Genomic DNA, 6,195 nt, shown 5'->3' with positions numbered 1-6,195 from the left:
CGCCACACACGGCCGCTGTTAACATACCTTGGCCAACAAAACCGGCGTGAGCTGGTTCATGGCCTGAGCCGCCACCGCAGATCAAGGCTACTTGATCTTTTTGCCAGTCTTTGCGCGCAATGACTTTAATATCATTATTGAAATCTAATTTAACTAAATTGCCGAGGCGCTGGGTATACAGTGTGCCGTCGAGTGAATCATTCACCCAGGTTTCTTTGGTATTAATAATGAGATCAGCCACAATGACTCCTGTCGTTGTTTTGGTTAATGATGTAATTAACATTGTTCAATAGGTAATGTATCTAAATCAATTATGTTTTGTTGAGATGTAGTCCACAAAAAACAAATCAAAAACCACTATGCATTAACTTGTTTCGATGCTATTTTTCTTTGGTAGCCAACAGGAACGTAGGAGCAACGTAGAATCCAAACAAAAACAGACATATTCATAGCGATAACAATTATTAGAGCTGGAAGTCCGCCTAAATTCGAAATCATCTTTATGCCTTCGATACCAGAATACGCCGTCATATACCAAGCAATTACAGCAATGATGCAGCCACAAACAATTTTGACAACGTTTTTGTGTAGCGTATTTGCATGCTTGTTTTTTTCATCAATGCACAATGTCGATATTATTTCAGTATTTGAGTCTGCGGCTGTTACATACGATAGAAACGCAACAAGAATAAATGCACTGCTAAAAATATGTGGCAATGGTAGTCGCTCTAATAGTGCGTAAACGATAGCACCCGGCCCAAGAGCGCCTGCAATTGTATAAATAGTTCCATTGGAATCAATGTCCAATTGCAATACTATGCCAGAAAAAATAGTCATCCATAGAATAGAAAAAGTAGAAGGTAGAACCAGATTAACTAGGAGAAAGCTCCTTACACTGTATCCCTTCGATATTTTACCTAAAAAAAGCGCGACAATCGGAGCCCAGGATAGCCAGTTAGCCCAATAAAAAACAGTCCAGTTTTTTGCCCAATTGTCATCAGGTGCAAGATCTGTAGCAAAGCTTCTAACCACAAAATTATCAAAGTAGGTATAAAGGGCGTCCATACCATTTAGCAAAATCATTTTAGATGGACCAAAAGTAAAAGCGAGCGTTGCGATTATTATGAATGTAGTCGTATTTAAAAAAGATAGCCCGGCTATACCCTTATGCAGTCCAGATATAGAAGATAAAATAAAGCAAACAACAATTGTTACAATCACAACTCCAAGCAAAAAAGAACCATCATTAAGGCCAGTTATTTTAGATATGCCGCTGGCTAAAACTATTCCGCCAGTGCCTAGTGATGATGCCATGCCAGAAATCAATGCAAACATCGACATTGAATCAATAAACCAGCCAATAGACAACGATCTTTTCTTTCCGATGACAGGAATAAATGCTGAGCTAATGGAAAATTTAGACTTTAGGTTGTAATAAGCTAGTGCAAATGCCAGTGCAGGTACTGAGTAGATAGCGAATGGCGTTAGGGACCAATGCATATACATTGTCGAAAGAGAAAAATTTGCAGCCCCGGCGCTGCCAGGAATTAAATTTAAAGATTTTGGTGGTGAATACAAATGGAATAATGGCTCTGCTGTTGCCCAGAATAAAATGCCAGCAGCTGATGTAGTGCACAATGTAATTGTCGCCCATCGCCATTTACTTAAAATTGGTGTTGAGTTTTTACCGCCGATTATCACACTACCAAGCGGTGATATGAATGCAATTATACAAGTAATTACCATAACAAAACCGCCAGATAAAAAAAGCCAATCCAATTTATCAAGAATTAAGGTGTTTAGCTTTGATGTTATGGATAGGAAGCTAACATGATCAAAAATATTCAGTAGCATAGAAACAAAAAGCAGTATAAAGGGGGGCAGGCAAACCTCTAGTCTTAATATTCCACGCACTTGACATTCCTTTATCAAATAATTACCAGGCTGGTTTTGTAATAAGCATATTCATGGGTGTTTTTAATTGAGTCAATAGATTGTTTATCATCCATCTATAAATAAATCATATAGATGGATGATGATTAGTTGATTATTGCATGGCTAAGAAATAAGAATAGTCTTTAATGTATTCAGGCATTAAAAACAAAGCATATAGCGCCCAAATAACCAAAATTACATGCAGCACATCATTTTCTGAAAACCACTTACCTTTTTCCCATAGAATATCGGTAATGCCGGCTTTGTAGTAGCGATCATATCCCCACCATGATGCGTAAATTAAGAACCAAGAGCCCATAAGTACAAGGTCCATGGTGTGACCATGTTCAATATATCTATATGTATTAAGGATGCAGAATAAAATGAAGCTTGGCAGGGAAACGAGAATCATGAACTCAAAAGTTATTAGGTTCTTCTTTGGCAAAAATGCCCCGACAAGAGTGCTAATTGTATAAACAATTGAGAGAGCGAATGATGCCCAAATTAGAACTTCTCTAAATAAACCTGTAGTGCATGAATAAGCTATTGCAATAGTCATAGCATTCATACTTACTTGCTGGAATATCAGGTATACAATTTCCCACCAACTCGTCCAAGAGCAAGCCTCTCTACGGGCACATTTTATCTCGTAGCCAAATGCTTGGTAGCTAGTGCCAGCAATAAGAGCACCAACACCCCAAAGAACGAGAGATACGCCCCACCAGTATCTAGATAAGTCCTCTCCTTGAGTGACTAAAAATCTGACACCGGCTAATGTAACTAGAATGCCGAGCAGGTAAACCCAAAAAGTTGATGATGGCTGATTTAAATAAAACTCAAAACCTAGAAATTTAATTTTCTTTACTGGCTGCTTATCAAACCAGTTATCCTTATTTAAACTAGGATGTGTTATTGAATGAACTCTTTCAAAAAGGCTATCAGAACTCATTTACCTCTCCTTGGTTGTTAGCTTTACATGAACGCTAGAGTTCATGTAAAGCTAATTTATACATAGGTCTTTATGTTTTTACTTAGTTAGCACAAACACTTTCTTTCTTTTTTGTGTCTGCAACAGAGCTAACATGGCTATGATTTGGAATTAAAACGAATTTACCTACATGCTTTCTTAGGCAAAATTCTTTTTGGGCATCAACAATGCATTCCAATGGAAAAGTCTTAGCTAATGCTGGTTTTATTTCGCCATTTTCGATTGCAGAAATAAGGCTAGGGAATACAGGCTCATCCCAACCAGTGCAGCCAATCAGTGACAAATCTTTGAGATAGAAATCGCGCATATCTAACTCAACAATCGGCCCTGCGATAGCGCCAGAAGATACAAAGCGGCCACCACGCTTCAAAATTTTCATCATTTGTGGGAAGTTTGGGCCTGCAACGTTATCAACCACAACGTCTACAGACTTTTCGCCTAATTCGGCTAGAGCATCTACACCGAAAGCAATTACTTCATCAGCGCCGTAAGACTTAACTTGATCGATTTTTTCTTTTCCTTCAGCGATGCCAATGACATAAGCACCTCTTCTTTTTGCGAGTTGTACTACCGCAGAACCAACACCACCGGATGCGCCGGCAACCAACACGCGATCACCTTTTTTAACTTTTGCGCGATGAACCATGTTCTCTGATGTGCCATACGAACATGGAATCGAGCCTAATTCAGCATCACTCCAGTCGCAGTCAACAGGAAATACTTCAGATGCTTGGATTTTCACATACTGAGCAAACGCGCCATCAAAATCTGATGCCATCCAAATGTTTTCAATAGAGTCCCAGCCCATATGCCGAATACATGCTCGGATTAATACACGTTTGCCAATCAGATGCTCGTGTTCTTTTGAGCATACTTCAACAACTTCTCCGCAGCAGTCTGTCCCTTGGATGAATGGGAATGGTGTTGCGTCATTCCAACCACCATCACCCTCTTCGCTGGCCTCAGAAATTTCATTTGAATCGGTAGACAATGAATTAGTACTCTGAGTTACTTTTGTCGAATACCAGCCAAGCCGTGTATTGATTTCAGTATTGTTCATACCAGCAGCAAGTACTTTTACTAAAACTTCATTGCTGTCAATTTTTGGTACTGGAACATCAATGTAAACCAATTTGTCATAACCGCCGTTACCAGTTGTGACTACTGCCTTCATGGTTTTATCACCACTTTTAATTTCAAAGCGGTTTTTAGAGTTGTTAATCATTTTCTACTACATTCCTTGTTGCTTGGTTAAATAAATTCAAATTGTATAGGAGTTTTTTATGCTTCAGAAATTGCATCTGTATTAATACGATTATTTTCTACAATCTGGCTAGCCTCATTGGACTGCAGCTTGTGGAATAGGTAGACAAAAATTGCACCTAACAGACCGGTAATCATGCTTACGATAAAGTAAGCTTCATAAGCACTTTTTTCACCCAAGCTCTGCCACAGATAAGTATTTAATTGTGGGATAGCAATATCAGGTAGGTAGCCAAGCAACGAGATAACACCAATTGCCGTTCCCATTATGGTTGCATCGATTTTCGCATCCCCAAGCAGCGACCAATAGGTTCCTCTCACTGTGTATGCGAAGAGTCCTGTTAGAGCAACTAGTGCGCTAATCATTGCAATCGGCGTTGATTGGGGTGTTGCAACGAGTAAGCCTAGGCAAATGCTTCCGCCAACTAATGATGAGCCGATGGTAAGTGTGCGGCCTATTTTATCTGCCAGATATCCACCTAATATTCCACCGATTGGTCGCATCCAAAGCACCATAACCATAATTGTGCCGACAGAGATTGGGTCCAAGCCGACGTTGGATTGTAGATAACCACCATAATAGTAACTTGCCCAGAACACAGTGTATCCGGCGAAAATTATTGCACCTTGAAGATATACAAGTTTATTGCTAAGGACTTTACTTAGGTCTGAAAATTTGAATGAGTTATCAGCTTCTGATTCGGTGCTCACATTTTCTTTTTTGTTTTCATTTACGAAAATAAATATAAGGATTGATGTGGCCAAAAGAACCGATGAGTACATATAGATGATAGTGACCAACGCTTCTTTTTTATCTATAGCTTCAGTACCACCGTTAAGCATGTATGAGAATAATGCAAGCGCTATACTCGCTAGCAATGCTTCAATAAGCCCCTTGCCTCCATCTAACAGACCGAAAAATTTACCCTCTTCTCCTGGGGCTGACAGCATTTTTACAATCTTTAGATGCGAACACCAAAATGTGAAAACTGAAAAAAATCCCCAAATAGAAAATATAATCAGAACATTGTCATAGCTTGGAACTTGGGCAAACCAAAATCCGCCCATAGAGGTTCCTAGGAGCGATATAGAGAGGAGATTTTTCGCTGAAAATTTGTCACTTAGTAATCCACTAGGAAAGTATCCAGCAATAAAAACTAGGCCAATCACAGAATAAATTGTATTCATCTGTGTTAGTGTCATGCCAAAGACTTCTAAAATGGTCTCTTGGTATTGTGCCTTTAGATAAATCAATGGGTAAATCGATCCGGCAGCAACGATCACAAGAGCAAATTGTATATATCTGGCGATATTTTCTTTAGTCATGTGTAACACCATCCATTGGTTAGATTCCTCATTTTGTTGCAGTAAGTTACCTGATTAAATCTTGCTGTATGATAAAGAACAGATGGGAATATAAATGAGATCACTCTCTCAAAAAGAAGCTGTAATTTTTTTACAAAAAATAATTAATGTAATTCAATGAAATAATGATAAATTGTGATGAATCCTGCATTTTTTATAAAAAAATCACATCGAGATTAAAATAAAGTTGGTGTTTTTTATTCTGCTCGATAAGTAATGTAATTTTACTACGGATGAGGCCGTATTCTTTAGCAAGTTCGTAACAAAAAAGCATTTAAGAATGAACACCTGGCTAGATGATTTGACGATTGATAGACATCAACAGTATTTGAAAGATGACGAAGAATGTTCAGCGCTGTTTATTTAGCCGGTTATAAAGTTACGCACACTACGCACACTACGCACACTACGCACACTACGCACACTACGCACACTACGCGCATCGCGGCCTAGATCAAAAAAGGGAAACCGAAGTTTCCCTTTTTGTATTTAGTGCCATGTGCTAGTGGCAAAACGTCGCGTGCCGCTTAGAACTGGCTTTGCAGTAGATAAACGGTGTAGCCCACAAAGGCGCACAACAACAGGCCACCTTCCACGCGGTTGATGCGCCCAGCGCCAGTGCGGCGTAAACACATGCCCAGCAG

Annotated in this window: 5 protein-coding genes; all 5 read right to left on the bottom strand. The window is 39.3% G+C overall.

The window, feature by feature from the left end; all coding sequences use genetic code 11:
* A partial coding sequence (locus ACRCZA_RS15360) for a dihydroxyacetone kinase subunit DhaK (RefSeq protein ID WP_438675266.1) occupies positions 1-241 on the bottom strand: 241 nt, incomplete at its 3' end.
* Between the two features lie 116 nt (positions 242-357).
* Positions 358-1,914 carry a BCCT family transporter gene (locus ACRCZA_RS15355; protein ID WP_438675265.1) on the bottom strand — a complete coding sequence of 519 codons (1,557 nt, stop codon included), beginning with the start codon at positions 1,912-1,914 and terminating at the stop codon, positions 358-360.
* Positions 1,915-2,047: 133 nt separating this feature from the next.
* A complete protein-coding gene (locus tag ACRCZA_RS15350) occupies positions 2,048-2,884 on the bottom strand; it encodes a hypothetical protein (protein ID WP_438675264.1) in 837 nt (278 codons plus the stop codon).
* A gap of 82 nt (positions 2,885-2,966) precedes the next feature.
* Positions 2,967-4,148, bottom strand: a complete 1,182-nt coding sequence (locus tag ACRCZA_RS15345) for an alcohol dehydrogenase family protein (protein WP_438675263.1) — start codon at positions 4,146-4,148, stop codon at positions 2,967-2,969.
* 56 nt (positions 4,149-4,204) lie between these two features.
* Positions 4,205-5,512, bottom strand: coding sequence for an MFS transporter (locus ACRCZA_RS15340; protein WP_438675262.1), 1,308 nt, complete (start codon positions 5,510-5,512; stop codon positions 4,205-4,207).
* Positions 5,513-6,195 lie beyond the last annotated feature (683 nt).

Origin of the sequence: Shewanella sp. (assembly GCF_051658185.1) — a bacterium.
Lineage (GTDB): Bacteria > Pseudomonadota > Gammaproteobacteria > Enterobacterales > Shewanellaceae > Shewanella.
Note: the sequence above shows the minus strand (reverse complement) of the source record. Positions and strands in the feature narration are given on the sequence as shown.

Coding starts and splice junctions, on each gene's coding strand:
- ACRCZA_RS15350 (WP_438675264.1), bottom strand. CDS start 2,884: ATGAGTTCTGATAGCCTTTTTGAAAGAGTTCATTCAATAACACATCCT.
- ACRCZA_RS15345 (WP_438675263.1), bottom strand. CDS start 4,148: ATGATTAACAACTCTAAAAACCGCTTTGAAATTAAAAGTGGTGATAAA.
- ACRCZA_RS15340 (WP_438675262.1), bottom strand. CDS start 5,512: ATGACTAAAGAAAATATCGCCAGATATATACAATTTGCTCTTGTGATC.